This window comes from Spirosoma harenae (assembly GCF_054776975.1).
On the sequence record NZ_BAAHBD010000015.1, the window covers coordinates 59,574 to 76,897 of the forward strand.

Genomic DNA, 17,324 nt, shown 5'->3' on the forward strand with positions numbered 1-17,324 from the left:
AAAAAAACACAGCCCTGATTGTTAGACCAAGACTGTGTTTTTCGACTCTGCAAAGCGCCATTACAGCAACCAGCGGAAGAAAATATAGAGTGTAAACGAAAGCAGGATCGAGACGGGTAGCGTCAATACCCAGGCCAGGGCAATATTCCGGACTGTAGAAGCCTGCAAATTTTTCACCCCTTTACTCGCCACCATACTTCCAGCAATTCCCGACGACAGAACGTGTGTCGTACTAATTGGTAATTTCAGCCCGGTTCCAACGCCAATCATCGTGGCCGCAACCAGTTCAGCCGATGCCCCCTGCGCATACGTCAAGTGTTGTTTACCAATTTTCTCTCCTACCGTCACCACAATCCGACGCCAGCCGATCATAGTTCCTAAACCCAGTGAAAGGGCAATCATCAGAATAACCCAGAAAGGTGCATAATCAGTGAACCGACGAAGCCCACTTTCTTCACCAAGGCTTTTGTTCAACACAGCCATCTGATTCGGACTAACGTTGGCTCCTTCGTCGGCCGTAATTTTTTTCATATTGCTGGTAATCAGCAATAAATCCTTTCGTACGTCGAGCCGTTTTTCGTTTGGAATCTTGTTATCAACCAATGGCCCATTGATCAGTGCTTTCAAGTCAGTCAATTCACCACGTGTCTGCACGAGCCGTTCCCGATTGACCGGCGAAAGTTGATTTGAATCCAACGTAGCAATGGTTTGCTCGATCCCGACAATATTCGTCTGCATCAAACGTGGGTCGAGATTTGCCTGAATCGCGAAATGATACGGTACAATGCCGATCAGGATCAGCATAATTAACCCAACCCCTTTCTGTCCGTCATTGCTGCCATGAAAAAAGCTTACCAGTGAACAGGTAGCGATCAGAATACCGCGAATCCAGGTAGGCGGTTCGCTATTCTTTTTAGGCTCTTTGAAAAGCTGATCTTTTACATCGTTCGGCACAGATCGACGTAAAATAAACATCAGCACAATCGCCAGACTGAAACCCAGCAACGGCGATAACAACAACGCTTCGCCGGTTTCGATAGCTTTATCCCAGTTAACAGCGGCACCAGCCGTGTTTTCAGGCAGAGTAGAAAAAGCCAGTCCGACACCAAGGATAGAACCGATCAGCGTATGAGAACTTGAACTCGGAATCCCGAAATACCACGTGCCGAGGTTCCAGATGATAGCACTTAATAGCAGCGCCAGGACCATTGCCACACTGTGATACACATTCTGATCGACCAATAATTCAACGGGTAACAGATTCACAATACCCATTGCCACACCAATACCACCTAACAAAACGCCGGTGAAATTGCAGATACCCGACCAGACAACGGCGACGGTCGGTTTTAGCGAATTAGTATAAATAACGGTGGCAACGGCATTGGCCGTATCGTGGAAACCATTAACAAATTCGAAGGCACAGGCAGCAAAAAGGCTGATGAAGAGGAGGATAAAAACATCCGTTTCTAATCCAAACATACGAGGGAATATCTTCTATAAATAGACATACGGTGGGTCCGTAAGCCAATGATTGCCACAAAAGTACGTCAAACTACCCAGAGCAGTATTACCAAATTGTTAACAGACGCCAAGCAATTTAGTAGCCACGTTACTTTTTACCAGCCAATTGGCCACAGGCAGCATCAATATCTTTACCCCGGCTCCGACGAACATTAACCGTTACGCCTTTGCTGTCCAGAAATCCAGCAAATTTATCCAGCGTTTTAGGATCGGTGTTTTTGAAGTTCGCTTCTGCAATCGGGTTGTATTCAATGATATTGATTTTAGCCGGTACGCGCTTGGTAAATTTCCACAGCTCCTGCGCGTCCTGCAATGTATCGTTGAAATTGTAGAAGAGAATGTATTCGAATGTAATGCGCGTGCCGGTCTTCTTATAAAAATACCCCAACGCATCGCCCAGTGCCTGAAGCGTATTGCTCTCGTTGATAGGCATAATCTGATCGCGCTTTACATCGTTGGCCGCGTGTAACGACAGCGCCAAATTGAATTTCACTGCGTCATCGCCGAGTTGCCGAATCATTTTAGCAATGCCTGCTGTCGAAACTGTAATCCGCTTCGGCGACATGCCCAAGCCATCCGGCGACGTAATCCGATCGACTGATTCCAGTACATTTTTGTAATTCAGCAGCGGTTCGCCCATGCCCATATAAACGATATTGGAAAGTGGCACATCGTAATTTTCCTTCGCCTGTCGATCAATCGCTACCACCTGATCGTAGATTTCAGCCGCATCCAGATTCCGCTTCCGATCCATATAGCCCGTCGCACAGAACTTGCAGGTCAACGAACATCCAACCTGACTCGATACGCAGGCCGTCATGCGATCTACATCATCGTTACGTAGAGCTGGAATCAACACCCCTTCCACCAGATTGCCATCGAACAATCGAAACGACGATTTAATCGTACCATCGCTGCTACGCTGCTCCTGATCGACTGCCAGCGGACGAATCTCGAAATGGGCTTTCAGCAATTCCCGTGTTGGCAACGACAGATTGGTCATTTGCTCAAACGATAACGCCGATTTTTTCCAGAGCCATTCCTGGATTTGTTTCGCGCGAAAGCCCTGCTCACCATGTTGCGTAAGCCAGTCTTTCAGTTGGGGAGTATTTAGTTTGCGGATGTCCTGCATTTTCAATGAGTGAATGACTGAATTGTTGAATGATTGAATAGCTGACGCACGGTTTTATTCAATCATTCTATCACTCAATCATTCAAAATTAATTTTCTGCCCTCCACTTCTTTCCGGCATCAAGTCCTTTAGGCACCCAGACGGCGGCTTTATCCATCACGATTGGCGCGACGGGCCGGATGTAGGGGTAAAGGACCGCATTTTCGGCGTAGCGGGGAGGTATTGTTACGTTCAGATAGCTGAACAACCAAAGCAGTACACTAATTCCAAAAACCCAGGTAAAAAGCCCGACGATTGCTCCAGCCACACTATCGAAGGTCCCGAGCAATGTGTATTTCAACGACCGGCGAAGCGCCAATCCTAATTGATTGACCATCAATACGGTCGGAAAAAAAATAATTGAGAAGCCCAGTATAGGTAATATTTTCCGGGCCAGTTCGCGACTGATGTACGGGCTGAGTAAATCAATCCCGAACGCCAGAAACTTAAACCCAACAATCATAGCCACCACAAACGCAATAATCGCCACGATCTCCACCAGAAGACCTTTCCGGTATCCGTTAAAAGCCCCCCAGGCGAGGGGAATGATCATAAATATGTCGAGGGAGTTCATAAGGTAGTGATAAGTGATGAGAGATGAACGATGAGTTTTTGTTCGCCAACCTACTCATCACTTATCGTTCATCTCTCATTACTGCAAAAGTTGCTTCACCATCGCGGAAATCGCTTTCCCATCTGCTTGCCCGGCGAGTTCTTTTGTGGCTACACCCATTACTTTACCCATATCCGATGGCACTGACGCACCCATTCGCGACATAATGGCTTGTAGTTTTGCCTTGAGCTCATCTTCTGATAATTGCTTGGGCAAATACTGTTCGATAACGGCAATCTCAGCTTCTTCAACAGCTAATAAATCAGCTCGGTTTTGCTGGCGATAGATGTCAGCAGAATCTTTCCGTTGCTTTACAGCCTTTGTCAGAATACGGGTTTCGTCTTCGGGTTTAAGATCGCCATGTTGGCCTTCTTTGGTTTCTTCGAGCAGAATCATCGACTTTACGGCCCGTAAGGCGCGAAGTTTATCCTGATCTTTAGCCAGCATGGCCTGCTTAATATCGGCGTCAATTTGTTGTTTTAGCGACATAATTAATGAGCGAAAGAGTGAATGAGTGAAAGAGCGACTATAAAATGTGAACCTTCACTATTTCGGCAAAGTTACAAAACCGACAGAGCTATCCGCTCTTTCACTCATTCACTCTTTCGCTTAGTAGAAAAGATGACTCGCTTATCTGTCAATATCAATAAAATCGCTACGCTTCGGAATGCCCGTGGTGGTAACAATCCGGATTTAGTGAAAGTCGCCCTCGATTGTGAACGTTTTGGCGCGCAAGGCATCACCGTACACCCTCGTCCAGATGAACGGCATATTCGGTATCAGGACGTACTGGATTTGAGAGAAGTCGTTACGACAGAGTTTAATATTGAAGGTAATCCTGATGAACGATTCATTGAATTAGTGAAGCGTGTTAAGCCCGATCAGGTAACGCTGGTTCCTGATTCCCCTGATGCGATTACGTCAAACGCCGGTTGGGATACAATCCGATACGCCGATCATCTTCGGGAATTAATCGATACGTTCAAGGCCGATGGCATACGCGTATCCATTTTTGTGGATGCCGACGAGCGGATGGTCGAAGGCGCAAAAGCTGTTGGCACTGACCGAATTGAGTTATACACCGAACCATACGCTGCTCACTATGTCGAAAATCGGGAATCAGCCGTTGCTACTTTCGTACGTGCGGCTCAACGAGCAAACGAATTAGGTCTTGGCTTAAACGCTGGACACGATTTGAGTTTAGAAAACCTCCGTTTTTTCGACGAGCAAATTCCGGGTTTACTAGAAGTTTCCATCGGCCACGCGCTTATCTGCGATGCACTTTATTTGGGCCTGGAGAATACGATTCAGATGTATCTGCGCTGCCTGAACCGGGATTAAGCTGATTTTTGGATTTACTGGATTTTGTTTTCGATTAATCCAATCCGTGGAGTCAGGTTAAAGAACCTGACTCTGAGAGGTTTCTCAAAACCTTTGTAAGATCATTCAAGCCGACCCTGCTCTCAGATGACAAGCGGAGTTTTACGATAAATAGAGCGTAGCGGTAACGATAAATCACCAACCTGAACAGTATCGTCAATCGACCGATAATCTGTATCAAGCCATTGGCTAGGCTGCTCTGTACGCGAATAAATCCGAACAAAGGGCTCTTCCTGACTCACAAACAAAATGTGCTTCAAGGATGGGATTAACCGATACTGATCGAGTTTATCTGATTGATCGTACGCTTTCGTGCTTTTTGATAGCACTTCAACCACAATTTCTGGATTTTTAATACGGACAGTTGAGACACGCCCACTTGGTAAGGTTACGTACTCTGAAGGGCCTTTAATAACGGATAGATCGGCGTTAAACTCTGCTCCCTCTTCTTTGATGCAGATTTTAACATTGCTCCCTAATACGCGGTAATCTGGCTGGTTTTCAAGTAGAGTGTAAAATAATACGCCTAACTGAATTACTAATTGTTCGTGCAAATCGGTTGCCTGACTCATGGAAATAATTTCACCATCAACATACTCAATATTGTAGGGAACGACTTCCGCTAATTCCAGATAGTCTTCCCAGGTTGCCGGAATACGAATGATCTCGGGCGCTTCATCGCGCTCCTGAAGTGTCATTGGGATTTTTGGGGCAACTGCTCCCATGATTCAGAGGATATATATTTTCGTAAATATACTTATTTCTTTTTTGAGGCACTCATGCGTCGGATAACTTCACGTTTTTGAAAACCTAAATGCCAAACGGCATACGGCACTTCCTGTTTACCAAAACAAGCTTCGCAGATTGAGTTATCAGTGGGAATGGGAGCGTTGTAAACAAACGAAGTATCGCTGATTTTCTGAATGTTAGAAATAGACGATTGCTTTTGTTTAGCACTATAGAGATAAGCCGCCAGAATGTCGCGCTCTTTGGGATTAAGGGCCTTATTCTGCACATCAGCATGTCCTAACAGACGAATATCCAGCACATAATTCTTGGCAATAGCCTGAGTTCGGGGGAGATTCTGGAGTTGGCAGAGTTTAGCCCGCTCTGCCGGATTCGTTGTTTTCTGAAGTTGAGTCGTTAATTCTTTCTGAACAACCGTGGTTACCTTCTCCCCTAGCTTATCAATATTATCAATTAAGTCAGCATCGGTGATTCGTTTGATTTTTGAATCAGCCATTTCCTCTTTGAGTTCATTCGTATAATGCACTCGTTCAGGATTGCAGGCAGTTAAGAGATTGATAACTAGTAGTGATAAAAAAAAGGGACGTGTCATAAACAGGAACTTAATGCGGGAACGTTTCGTCAATTACCACGAAAACACGCTCATCCGCAGCTTGGTTGCAGCTTGTACCAATAAAGCCTATCTCACAGGATTTTCGTAATTTTGTTTTTTTATAATTTGTCTATATCCTCTTGTCCTGCTGACTATAACATTTGTAAGTAGGGCAAATAAAGTCATATACCATGCTCGACCAGTTAGAAGCCATTCGCGAACGCTTCAACGAAGTATCTCAGCAGATCGTACAGCCCGAAGTTGTTTCGGACCAGAAACGATTTATGAAGCTGAGTAAAGAATACAAAGATCTCGAAAAGATTGTGGTGCAGTATGAAGCTTACACTCAATTGCTCGAAGAAATCGAAAATGCCAGAGAAATCATCTCAACTGAAAAGGATGAGGATTTCCGGGAATTAGCCAAAGCCGAACTGGACGAGTTATTGCCACGTCGGGAAACGCTGGAAGAAATACTCAAGGAAATGTTGATTCCGAAAGATCCGAACGACAGCAAAAACGTAATCCTCGAAATCCGCGGAGGCACAGGTGGCGACGAAGCAGCCATTTTTGCAGGCGATCTGTTCCGGATGTATCAACGCTTTTGTGAGAAAATGGGCTGGCGAATGTCGCTCGTCGATTATACAGAAGGAACTTCAGGCGGCTACAAGGAAATTGTGACCGAAGTTGAAGGTGAAGATGTATACGGCAAACTTAAGTTTGAATCGGGTGTACACCGGGTGCAACGCGTACCAGCTACGGAAACGCAGGGACGAATTCATACGTCGGCAGCGAGTGTGGCGGTACTACCTGAAGCAGAGGAAGTTGACGTTGAACTGAATATGAACGACATTCGGAAAGATACGTTCTGTTCGTCGGGTGCGGGTGGTCAGTCGGTAAACACAACTTATTCGGCGGTTCGGCTTACGCATATTCCAACAGGTTTGGTTGTGCAGTGTCAGGACGAACGTTCGCAGTTGAAAAACTTTGACAAAGCCCTAACCGTATTGCGTTCGCGACTATACGAAATCGAATTGCAGAAACATAACGATGCCATTGCATCGCAACGAAAAACGATGGTAGGCAGTGGCGACCGATCCGACAAAATTCGGACCTACAACTATCCGCAAAGTCGCGTAACCGACCACCGCATTGGCCTGACAGTTTATAACTTACCTTCGGTAATGGACGGTGATATCAGCGACTTTATCGAGCAACTCCGTATCGCGGAAAACGCCGAACGATTGAAAGAAGGCGCAGCAGCATAAATATATCTGGTGTAGCTATAGAAAAGTACAACTTTTGGTCCAATTGCCAAGTGTTGTACTTTTTTTATGGCTGCTATAAACAACAAAAGCAATTTGTAAAAAGGACATTATGCCATAGTTTTCAGGCTGCACTAAGACTAATAACTAAATTATAACAAGCCACTTACATAATAATCAACATCATTTTTAACCAAAAGAGACCGTTAATTATCCGCATATCAATATTTATGATTTCATAGGGCTATCTATTTGTAGAATTGTTGGTTAACTATTGTTTTATGAAATCAATAATAGACGCACTTGACTTTCGCGAGTTAGGCGTGTTTAACTCAAGAGAAATTGGCTATTTTATTTGCGGAGTTTCTTTTCTGATCTACTGCTTTCGTATAAATGAAATTAGAGCTTCTATAAAAAGCTTAATTAAGGCAATCTTTGCAATTCAACTAGTTTCTATCTATGCATTAACTATTATATATTCAATTATACCAAAGTTATTTTACGAAATTTAGGTTTTTGGCACACATCACTACTTAAAGATCTATTATTTTGGTTAATATTTTCAGCTTCGATCACGCTCTACAATAATATAAATAAAGGCGACAAATTCTCTTTCGCAGATATAATAAAAGACAACTTAAAATTTTCAGTCATTATTGATTTCATAATTAGCCAACACACATTTAATATATTTATTGAAATAGTATATATAATCTTTGGCATTTTTATTGGTGGATTAATAGTTGTTTCAGATAAAGAAGAAAAGCATAAACATGTCAACAGTATTTTTAAAATTACAGGCTATATTGTTGGGGCCTATATTTTTACTATTTCAATAGTCCATTTTTTTGAAAACATTAAAAGCTTCGTAAACATCGATAAGTTTGAAGAGTTCTCCTTACCAATAATACTTGGTATATGGTTTATACCTTTCTTATATTTTTTACATCTATATGTAATTTATGAATCCGTCTTTCTCTCTATAGGGTTTTCGATAAATAATAAGGTACTTTATAAGTATGCAAAAAGAAGAGCATTGATACACTTTAAATTTAATACGACTTCACTTAAAAGATGGAGGGATATCTTGCTTTTAGAACAAGTTAGAACAAAGGAAGACGTGTTAATATCTTTCTTAGATTAAAAAAAATTGGAGCTAATAGAACGAAATCCACCAAAAATTGATATTGAAAAAGGGTGGTCTCCGTATATATCAAAGGATTTTCTTATCAAAAACGGAATCGAAACCAATAACTATAAGAAATGCTATGATGATGAATGGCAAGCAACTTCTCCATATATTCAACTCAATAATGAAATAATTGCAAATAATATAGCTTACTATGTATCAGGAAACAATTCAATAGCTAAGCAATTAAAATTAGTTCTAAATGTCAATTCTCAGATAGGAGAAGATTTGGCTATACAAAAATTTATAGAGTGCACACATTCACTCTATAAGGCCGCTCTTAATAAAACCTTACCAGAAGTATTAAATAAATCAATATTAAAGAGGAAAGATAAAGTACTAAGTTTTGTAAATAAAAAGGTGTCTATCCATAAATCTGAGCATCAAAATAAGCTAAAAGGATATACTTTTAGCTTTACTATAAGGCAGGAATAAGGATACACTTTCTATCCCTTAGACAGAGCGTTATTAAACGCTCTGCATTGTACTTAGTTTCCGATAAAAGCCTTCGTCTAAGGTTAGCAATTCATCGTGACGACCGCGCTCAATAATGCGTCCCTGATTGACGACCAAAATCTCATCGGCATGTTGAATCGTGCTAAGTCGGTGAGCAATTACGAGCGTTGTGCGATTAGCCATCAGACGTGTTAAGGCCTCCTGCACTAGTTTTTCTGACTCTGTATCCAGGGCCGACGTTGCTTCGTCCAGAATCAGAATCGGTGGATTTTTTAGAATAGCGCGGGCAATACTGATGCGTTGTCGCTGACCTCCTGATAATTTCCCCCCCCGATCACCAATAATAGTCTCGTAACCATCTGGTTGGGCAACAATAAAATCGTGGGCATTCGCGATTCGGGCGGCTTCTAGTATGTCGGCTTCTGTGGCTTCGTTCCCAAACGCGATGTTATTGAAAATCGTATCGTTGAATAGAATGCTTTCCTGCGTCACAATGCCCATTTGTTCCCGCAAAGAAGCCATTGTACAATCGCGCAAATTCACACCGTCGATCAGAATTTTACCGGCTGTCGGGTCGTAAAAACGGGGAATCAAATCAGCAATGGTCGACTTCCCCCCTCCCGACGATCCGACTAACGCAATGGTTTTTCCTTTGGGTAGTTCAAAGCTGATGTCGCGCAGAACGGGCGTGTCATCTGTATAGGCAAAGGATACGTTTTGGACGGTAATCCGATCCTTGAATCCGGCAAGTTGTACAGCGCCAGGTTTATCCTTTATGGCAGGTGGTGTATCGATCAGTTCTAAAACCCGCTCGCCCGATGCCAATCCGCGTTGTGAACCGCTGAACGCATTAGAAATATCTTTAGCTGGGCGCGTTACCTGGGAAAAAATGGCAATGTAAGCAATAAATTGAGCGGCAGTCAGGTCAGATTGTCCGCTCAATACCAGCGATCCGCCGTAGAACAAAATCCCGGCGACGACAGCTACGCCCATCACTTCTGAAAACGGCGAAGCTAGTTCCCGCCGGTTAGCGAACGAACGTACCGCTCTTCTGTAGCCTTCATTTTCGCGTTGAAATTTCTTAAGGATAAAACCCTCAGCCACAAAGCCTTTCACAACGCGCATTCCGCCAAAGGTTTCATCCAGCAAACTCACCATACTACTTAATCGTTGCTGACCTTCCTGCGCGTCGCGCTTCATTCGTCGAACTAATGTAGCAATAAAGCCGCCCGAAATTGGGATAACGACAAGAGCAAATAAGGTCAATTTAACCGAAATACTAAGTAGCGCGATGACATAACCAATCAGCAGAAACACTTCTTTTGAGGCTGCTGAGACAGTATTAGCAATCGAATTTTCTACTTCCTGAACGTCGGTGGTAATACGCGAGATCAAATTCCCTTTTCGCTCATTCGAGAAAAAGCCAAGGTGTAATTGAAGCGCTCGGCTAAAAACCGTTTCGCGCAATTTAGCCACCATTCGCGCCTTAAATGATTCTAATTGTCTTATAGATAGGTATTTAAATACGTTACTCAGCAGTACAGACAATATAATAATAACACAGACAAATTGAAGCGCACCAAGTTTCCCATATTCCTGAAACACCTGTGCGAAATAGTAGCTAAAGGCATCTGCAGGCGAGGTTGACAGCGAAGGAGCAGGCTGGTTCAGAAGGGTCTGCATCTGTTCGCTATCAACTTTGTCGAATAGGATGCTGAGCAGTGGAATCAGAAGTGTAAAATTGAGCACACCAAATACACTGGCAATCAGCGACGTCAGGACGAATGGCGTCAGGAAGCGGCCTAGCGGTTTGGCAAATGAGAGTAATCGACTATATGTTTTCATTCGTCCTGCAAAGATAACCGGGATTTAGCTGATTATTGGATTAAACGAATAAAGCTTTTTCGTAAAAATGGTTTAAACTATTATTAATCAGACCATTAATTTACATTCTCAATACGTCGTTATATAACGACCAATATTCCTGTGCTGCATTTGACCAACTGAAATTAGCTCCTCTTCGACGTAATCGTTCTTCACGGAGTGGATTCTGCGCAAAATCACGCAAGCCTTCGTCTATGGTTTTAGCCATGTTTTCAGGCTCAAAATCGTCAAAATAATAGGCTTCCTTTCCGCCTATTTCAGGCAGACTTGTCAAGCGTGATATAAATACGGGCTTTCCAAACGCCATCGCTTCGGCAACGGGCAGACCAAATCCTTCTGATAACGATGGAAACAAAAACGCTTCACAATGTGCGTAGAGCCATAATTTAGTCGCTTCATCCACGGCACCCGGTATCAACAATCGATTACTAACGCCGAGCTTTTGAGCTTGCTCACGAATATGCTGAGCATACGAATGACCATCAGGCCCAGCCAATACCAGATGATAATCAGGAAACGCTTCCAGCAACGGCAGCAACGTGTGGGTGTTTTTCTTAGGATGAATAACGCCCAGGAATAGAAAATAGGGCGACATACCAAGCGACTGAATAGGTGACCCTTTGGATAATTCAGTGGGCGCATCGGCCGGATTTACGGATACGCCATTAGCAATAATACGCAAAGGTTTATCGGTAGATATACGAAGATTCTCTCTGATAACTGAGGCCGTATAAGCTGAAATTGCTGTTAGCGCCGTTGCTCGATTAACAACGCGCTGCAATCGACCTAGTTTGAGCCTTTTTTTACCAGCAGAATAATCAGACCGTTCCAAGAAATTCAGATCGTGAATCGTCAGGATCAGCTTGGACTGGCGAGGTAGATAGGGAGAATCTTGATGCAGGCAGTGCCAGATGTCATATTGGCCGGGAATCCAGATCTTTCGAGGCCATGATGCTTCTTTGTAAGCAACCGTTTCGCCAAAAATACCCACCTTTCCTTTAGGAACCAGACACGTTAACTCCCAATCCTGGGGCCGTTGCCTAACTAATTCCTGACCGAGATGTAAACACACTTGCCCCAATCCACTGTTGAGGTCGCGCAATCGCTCGGCGTCTATAAAGAGAGTCGGCATAAGGGAAATTCAAATTTCAACAAAACTAATCCCGCCAATCCTTTAAATCATAAAAATCCCGGTTCGGATTATCTTTGCAGCATGACTTTACAAAATGATTTGCTGCTCCGCACGGCACGGGGCGAATTGACCGAACGAGTTCCGGTTTGGATGATGCGGCAGGCCGGACGTGTATTACCTCAATATCGCGTTGTGCGGGAACAGGCCGGAAGCTTTATTACGCTGGCGAAGACCCCTGAATTAGCTGCTGAAGTAACAATTCAACCCGTCGATGCATTCGATGTGGATGCGGCTATCATCTTCTCTGATATTCTGGTGATTCCCGAAGCGATGGGTCTTCCGTATGAGATGGTTGAAAGCAAAGGGCCTATTTTTCCAGATACCGTTCGTACGCAGGACGATCTTAGCCGATTGCGTGTGGCCGATGCCGAAAGTGATTTGGGGTACGTACTAGATGCAATAAAACTTACTAAAAAAGAACTAGCTGGACGTGTGCCGCTTATTGGCTTTGCAGGAGCGCCGTTTACGATTTTCTGCTATATGACCGAAGGCAAAGGCTCAAAAACGTTTTCGGTCGCCAAGAAACTGCTGTATACTGATCCTAATTTTGCGCATGCGTTGCTCCAGCAAATTACGGATAGCACCATCGGTTATCTAAAGGCGCAGATTCGGGCGGGTGCAGATCTGGTCCAGCTTTTCGATTCGTGGGCAGGTATTCTCTCACCTGAACAATACCGAACGTTTTCGTTACCCTACATCAAACAAATTTGTGATCAGATTACCGACGTTCCCGTAACCGTATTTGCGAAAGGAGCATTTTTCGCTCGTCAGGAAATTGGTCAATTGAATTGCGATGCTGTCGGCATAGACTGGAATATGGACCCGCAGGAATCAAGGCAGTTAATTCCGGATCGGGTATTACAGGGCAACCTCGACCCCTGCGTACTCTACGCTGATTTTGCGCAGATTCGGGCAGAAGCCAAACAGATGATCAGTTCGTTTGGACACCAACATTATATTGCTAACCTCGGCCACGGCATATACCCGGATACAAGCCCCGATAAAGCGCGTTGTTTCGTTGATGCCATCAAGGAATTCGGTGCCAGTTAGTAGGTCGCTGACTATCTACATACTTTATCAAAAAAATTATGTTGATGGTACTTAGCAGGTAATCAGTCAGTAAACTGATTCTTTTTATGCGTTCGTCGTTGCTTATAATAGGCGTTGGTTTAGGAATTTTTACGGGCTTCACATACTACTGTATGGCTCTAGCGGATTGGGTACAGGATTATAAAACAGGGAAATACGCAGCAAATTATACAAAAGCGATCTTGGAAACAGCCGGGCTGATCGGTTATACCTTGTCAGGTTTGCGATTTTATAAATGGCGCTTAAATCAATAGACAACTCTGTGGAATTGGCCTGGTCATTCTTCACCAAATGCCGATTTGAGCAAGCCCGTTATTTCTATCAGAAAACTCACCAATCGTTCAGAGCAAGCTACCATTAAATATCTAACAGTCAGTAGTTAAACAAGAAATCCCCACTAAAAAAGGCAAAGCCTCACCTATACAGATGAGGACTTTGCGGCAACTACATATATGGGAATATAGTCACTTACACTATCAGACTGAAGAAAGTGCCAAAAAGTCACAGAGCTACAAAAAACGCTGACTTTAGCAAAGACAGCGTTTCCCTTATTCCCATATATGTGTCCACTAAGTGGCCAACTAAATAACACCACTTGAGATAGATCGTTCATCTGTCGGCCAGAATAAAATACTATCTCTATAGAGGCCCAATATTTACTAAAAAACTACTCTATCACGCTCTCAGCTTGTAGAAAGTACCCAACCAAGTCTTATAGTACACCAATTGTGTTATAGAGTTCGTGTGTTAGGTATTATCAATCTATAACCTCTCAACGGGTATAAATCGGTCTGTAGATTGATCCGTAACAACTCCTATTAACGTAAAAGCCCCTTCCATTACGGGCAAGGGGCTACATCTGCAACACATCCTCTTATAGGTCAGCGCTGAAACGCGTCAGTAAGACGGACAAGTTTGCAAGAAGTAACAATTATACGCTCGGAAGAGCATACTGATTTTACTAGCCAACGATTCAGATAGACAACATACTTAAGCAATTACAGGTGATTGGGTACGCTTTAAGCATCAAGCGAAATACTTATTAGGCATTCGTTGATTGTTAAGCGTAGGCAGTAGAACGCCAAGTCCAAAGCCGACAGCCAGCAGTAAATAGAACTGATGTAATGGCAGCTGGCCACTTACCAGGAAAACTGATTTATGCCAACATAAACTAAAAACTCCAATAAATAGTAGTATACAGCTAATTAATGACCCATTCATCCATAGAGGTAACCAATCTTTTAGCCAATAAATAATCACCAGTCGGAGAAAATACCAAATCCCCCACAGCCATGTAGTTAATAAGCTAGCCGACAAAACAATACCGAACCAATCCAAGAAGAGAGCGTCCTGAACTGCAAAATAGGTAACCGTAATATTTCCAATGAAGAAAATAAGTTGTGTCACGCCAAACACTAAAGTGAGCGAACAAATACTCCAGTTTACAAAAAGGCGATCCCGGTAAGTAGGAATTAGACGTAAAAAATTTAAGCTTACTGAAAATACATATTGGCAGTACCAACTTTTATCAAAACGATTCATTTTAGGTAATAAAAACTCCATCCCATTGAAAAGTCTAGTCCGAATAGTTGCCCTAAACAGGTAGACCGGTTGGGATGGAATCAGATTCTTGTTTAAAGTGTACGCTGATTAAACTATAAAATTGTCGAAGGTGGTTAAAGCCGTGAGTTCGTTTTCCAGGTGATTCAAGCTAGTGAAAACAGGAGATAATCTTGCAAGTTTTCTAGAAATAGCGTGGGGTAAGGATTCGGTTTTTACCGAAACCAAACTCGTACCGAATCATGATCTCGTGCGAACTCGGGGCCACATCCCGCAGCCCGTTCATTGTCCGATCGTAGGCATACCCGAATCGAAACTGATCTGTCAACTGCACCTCCAGCATCCCCACAATTGCATCTGTGGTATAATCCGACCAGGTCGAAAACTGATTCCGACGAATCGAAGTCCCAATCGCGATCCGGTCCGCAAACCAGAAATTGATGTTCCCATCAAAGCCCAACGGTGCACCCTCCGCATACTTCACTAACATCGAGGGCTTCATCTTGACACTTGGGCTCAGCCCCACCACAAAACCAGCCGCCAGATACGCATGACGAGCCTGCACCGACCGCAACGCCCCCACATTGTACTCGCTCAGCCGATTCTTGATCAGTCGGGGCACCGACAAGCCCAGGTACGCCCGATCATTGCTCAGATAGATCCCCGTACCAAAGTTGGGCAGAACCTTAGAAATGTTACTGGCAAACGCCGGATCGACCTGATTGTCTGGGGAGGTTTTTACCTCGGCCAGATTCGCCTGATAGCTCGAAGCGCCTGCCTGAAGGCCCAACGCCAGCGTTGTTTTAACACCAACCTTGATACGGAACGCATACGAGGCAAACCCACCAGCTTCCTGAATCACCCCGGCTCTGTCGCCATAAAGTTGTAAGCCGACGCCCACCCGTTCATTGCTCAGGGGCATGTCAGCCGTGAAGGTGGCCGTTTGCGGGGCTCCTTCCACACCCGTCCACTGGTTTCGGTAGAGGGCTGACATGCTCAATACGTCTCGGCTGCCGACATAGGCGGGATTAATAGCCGTCATGTTGAACATGTACTGCGAGAACATTTTGTCCTGCTGAGCCAGGACGGGGCGGCTGCCGATGCTCAGCATCAGCAGCACCACACTCGCTCCCCAAACTTTCTTTGCAAACTGATTTGACATCGGTATTATCGGTTAATCGTCATGTATCGAACAAACTTGCGGCCATCACTAAGGGTAACCATGTAGTAGTACGTGCCATCAGGTACGCCCACCGAATCGGTCGAACTGATCTGGATGCCAGTGTTAGCTTTGCCGTCCCAATCGTTGCGGTAGTCGTCATTCTTATAGACCATATTTCCCCAGCGATTAAATACTTTTAGACTAACAGTAAGTCCACCCGTTCCCCGAATCACAAACAAGTCATTAATCCCATCACCATTAGGAGAGAAGCCTTGTGGGATAAAAATCGAATTATAGAGTGGCTCTAGTGTTAGCGGAGTCGTCTCGCGCTCGTTCGAATCGGTCGGATTTCCATTGCCATTCAGATCCGGATTCAGCCCACTCGTCGACACATCACTGACCACACCCGTTGGCGCAGTAGCCTGAGCATACGCACTATTTAGGAAAGTCGTTGTACTGCCATCACTCATCACGTTGATCACGATTCGAATTGTATCTACTTTGCCAGTTGCCAGTTGACTGGTGCTATCGCCCAGAATGATGACAGGATCAGCGTCTCCATTGAAGTTCGGATTTACCTTTAGCGCACTGCCCGTCGATGTGATCGTGGGGGCTCCTACTAACTTGAGAGATGCTCCGGTTTGTGCATTAAATACCTTCGAGAGCGAATCGGTGATCATCACATTTTTCAGTGGATCAGGTCCGTAGGCTTTCACCACCAGTTGGTAGGTTACGTTATAGCTACCATCCGATTGGCGAACCGTATCAGCTACTGCCATTGCCAAACCAATGTAAGAACCGCTCGACAGGCTATTCAGCGATATTGGTGTAGGCTGACTATTGTTGGATGGATCGCCGTCATTATCGGGATCTACATCGCCACCACTGGTCGACAAGTCAGAAACAGTCGTCAGGCTGTTAATCGCCGAAACACTAGCTGTATTATAGAAAGTCTGGCTTGAATCCCCTGCCATCCGGCGTATTGTTACATATAGATTTAATGACTGCGATTGATTAGGGGCTATATAACTAGCGGAATCCAGTAGATTCGTATTCGACCCGGTGCCAGTGAAAGCGTTGTTGAGTTTCAGGCTCGAACCTGGTCCCGACAAGGTTACCATAGCCGAACTCACGGTATGAGGTCGGAAGGCATACGCCAGATCATCACTAACCTGTACCTTCTTCAAGGTGTCATCGCCCAGATTGCTCACGACGAACTTGTAGGTTACCTTGATGATCGAATCGCCTTCTGCCACTGGCTGACCCAGCACCGACTTGGCAATACCTATTCGGCTCGCTGTGTGAGCCGAGGTGTCGGTCACCGTCACACCCGAGCTATTGTTCGACCAGTTCGTATCCTTGTTGTCCAGGTATACCACCTCGGCCGTGTTGACCACCGCCTGGTTTTTCACCGTCAGACGGGCCGTGAACACAATTTGCTCACTAGCCCCTACGTGCAGACTATCGATATGCTTCCAGATAGCTCCGTTCGATACCGTGCTG

Annotated in this window: 16 protein-coding genes; 5 read left to right on the forward strand and 11 right to left on the reverse strand. The window is 44.5% G+C overall.

What is annotated here, in order from left to right; genetic code table 11:
- Positions 1 to 60: 60 nt before the first annotated feature.
- The 4 genes from ACYVE4_RS21015 to ACYVE4_RS21030 form a co-directional block, all read right to left on the reverse strand.
- Positions 61 to 1,482: an inorganic phosphate transporter gene (locus ACYVE4_RS21015; RefSeq protein WP_461042198.1), complete on the reverse strand. Its 1,422-nt coding sequence runs from the start codon at positions 1,480 to 1,482 to the stop codon at positions 61 to 63.
- A 130-nt stretch (positions 1,483 to 1,612) separates the two neighbouring features.
- Positions 1,613 to 2,656 carry a dual-specificity RNA methyltransferase RlmN gene (gene rlmN / locus ACYVE4_RS21020; protein ID WP_461042199.1) on the reverse strand — a complete coding sequence of 348 codons (1,044 nt, stop codon included), beginning with the start codon at positions 2,654 to 2,656 and terminating at the stop codon, positions 1,613 to 1,615.
- Between the two features lie 88 nt (positions 2,657 to 2,744).
- Entirely contained in the window at positions 2,745 to 3,269 is a 525-nt protein-coding gene (locus ACYVE4_RS21025; protein WP_461042200.1) for a CvpA family protein, read from the reverse strand.
- Between the two features lie 78 nt (positions 3,270 to 3,347).
- Entirely contained in the window at positions 3,348 to 3,797 is a 450-nt protein-coding gene (locus ACYVE4_RS21030) for a GatB/YqeY domain-containing protein (RefSeq protein ID WP_461042201.1), read from the reverse strand.
- Positions 3,798 to 3,929: 132 nt separating this feature from the next.
- Between ACYVE4_RS21030 and ACYVE4_RS21035 the strand changes: the two genes are divergently transcribed.
- Positions 3,930 to 4,649, forward strand: a complete 720-nt coding sequence (locus ACYVE4_RS21035) for a pyridoxine 5'-phosphate synthase (RefSeq protein ID WP_461042202.1) — start codon at positions 3,930 to 3,932, stop codon at positions 4,647 to 4,649.
- Between the two features lie 122 nt (positions 4,650 to 4,771).
- Here the strand turns inward: ACYVE4_RS21035 and ACYVE4_RS21040 are convergent, their stop codons facing one another.
- Both ACYVE4_RS21040 and ACYVE4_RS21045 read right to left on the reverse strand, forming a co-directional pair.
- Positions 4,772 to 5,413 (reverse strand): Uma2 family endonuclease, encoded by a 642-nt coding sequence (locus tag ACYVE4_RS21040; RefSeq protein ID WP_461042203.1) that lies wholly within the window; start codon positions 5,411 to 5,413, stop codon positions 4,772 to 4,774.
- Positions 5,414 to 5,445: 32 nt separating this feature from the next.
- On the reverse strand, positions 5,446 to 6,027 hold the full coding sequence (locus ACYVE4_RS21045) for a hypothetical protein (RefSeq protein ID WP_461042204.1): 582 nt from the start codon (positions 6,025 to 6,027) through the stop codon (positions 5,446 to 5,448).
- Positions 6,028 to 6,218: 191 nt separating this feature from the next.
- On the opposite strand from ACYVE4_RS21045, the gene prfA reads away from it, so the two are divergent.
- Together prfA and ACYVE4_RS21055 are read left to right on the forward strand one after the other, a co-directional pair.
- Positions 6,219 to 7,292 carry a peptide chain release factor 1 gene (gene prfA, locus ACYVE4_RS21050; protein WP_461042205.1) on the forward strand — a complete coding sequence of 358 codons (1,074 nt, stop codon included), beginning with the start codon at positions 6,219 to 6,221 and terminating at the stop codon, positions 7,290 to 7,292.
- Positions 7,293 to 8,439: 1,147 nt separating this feature from the next.
- Positions 8,440 to 8,913, forward strand: a complete 474-nt coding sequence (locus tag ACYVE4_RS21055; protein WP_461042206.1) for a hypothetical protein — start codon at positions 8,440 to 8,442, stop codon at positions 8,911 to 8,913.
- A 33-nt stretch (positions 8,914 to 8,946) separates the two neighbouring features.
- Here the strand turns inward: ACYVE4_RS21055 and ACYVE4_RS21060 are convergent, their stop codons facing one another.
- Together ACYVE4_RS21060 and ACYVE4_RS21065 are read right to left on the reverse strand one after the other, a co-directional pair.
- Positions 8,947 to 10,779, reverse strand: coding sequence for an ABC transporter ATP-binding protein (locus ACYVE4_RS21060; protein WP_461042207.1), 1,833 nt, complete (start codon positions 10,777 to 10,779; stop codon positions 8,947 to 8,949).
- A gap of 100 nt (positions 10,780 to 10,879) precedes the next feature.
- The gene (locus ACYVE4_RS21065) at positions 10,880 to 11,950 is read right to left on the reverse strand and encodes a glycosyltransferase family 4 protein (protein ID WP_461042208.1); all 1,071 of its coding nucleotides are present in this window, start codon (positions 11,948 to 11,950) and stop codon (positions 10,880 to 10,882) included.
- A gap of 81 nt (positions 11,951 to 12,031) precedes the next feature.
- Between ACYVE4_RS21065 and hemE the strand changes: the two genes are divergently transcribed.
- A complete protein-coding gene (hemE, locus tag ACYVE4_RS21070; protein WP_461042209.1) occupies positions 12,032 to 13,060 on the forward strand; it encodes a uroporphyrinogen decarboxylase in 1,029 nt (342 codons plus the stop codon).
- Positions 13,061 to 13,146: 86 nt separating this feature from the next.
- A complete protein-coding gene (locus tag ACYVE4_RS21075) occupies positions 13,147 to 13,353 on the forward strand; it encodes a hypothetical protein (RefSeq protein WP_461042211.1) in 207 nt (68 codons plus the stop codon).
- A 772-nt stretch (positions 13,354 to 14,125) separates the two neighbouring features.
- On the opposite strand, the gene ACYVE4_RS21080 is transcribed toward ACYVE4_RS21075, so the two are convergent.
- From ACYVE4_RS21080 to ACYVE4_RS21090, 3 genes are all read right to left on the reverse strand, one after another.
- Positions 14,126 to 14,662, reverse strand: coding sequence for a hypothetical protein (locus tag ACYVE4_RS21080; RefSeq protein ID WP_461042212.1), 537 nt, complete (start codon positions 14,660 to 14,662; stop codon positions 14,126 to 14,128).
- A gap of 181 nt (positions 14,663 to 14,843) precedes the next feature.
- Complete coding sequence (locus ACYVE4_RS21085) at positions 14,844 to 15,821, reverse strand: PorP/SprF family type IX secretion system membrane protein (protein ID WP_461042213.1); 978 nt, start codon at positions 15,819 to 15,821, stop codon at positions 14,844 to 14,846.
- 5 nt (positions 15,822 to 15,826) lie between these two features.
- Positions 15,827 to 17,324, reverse strand: a 1,498-nt coding sequence (locus ACYVE4_RS21090; protein WP_461042214.1) for a gliding motility-associated C-terminal domain-containing protein, incomplete at its 5' end; no start/stop codon positions are given.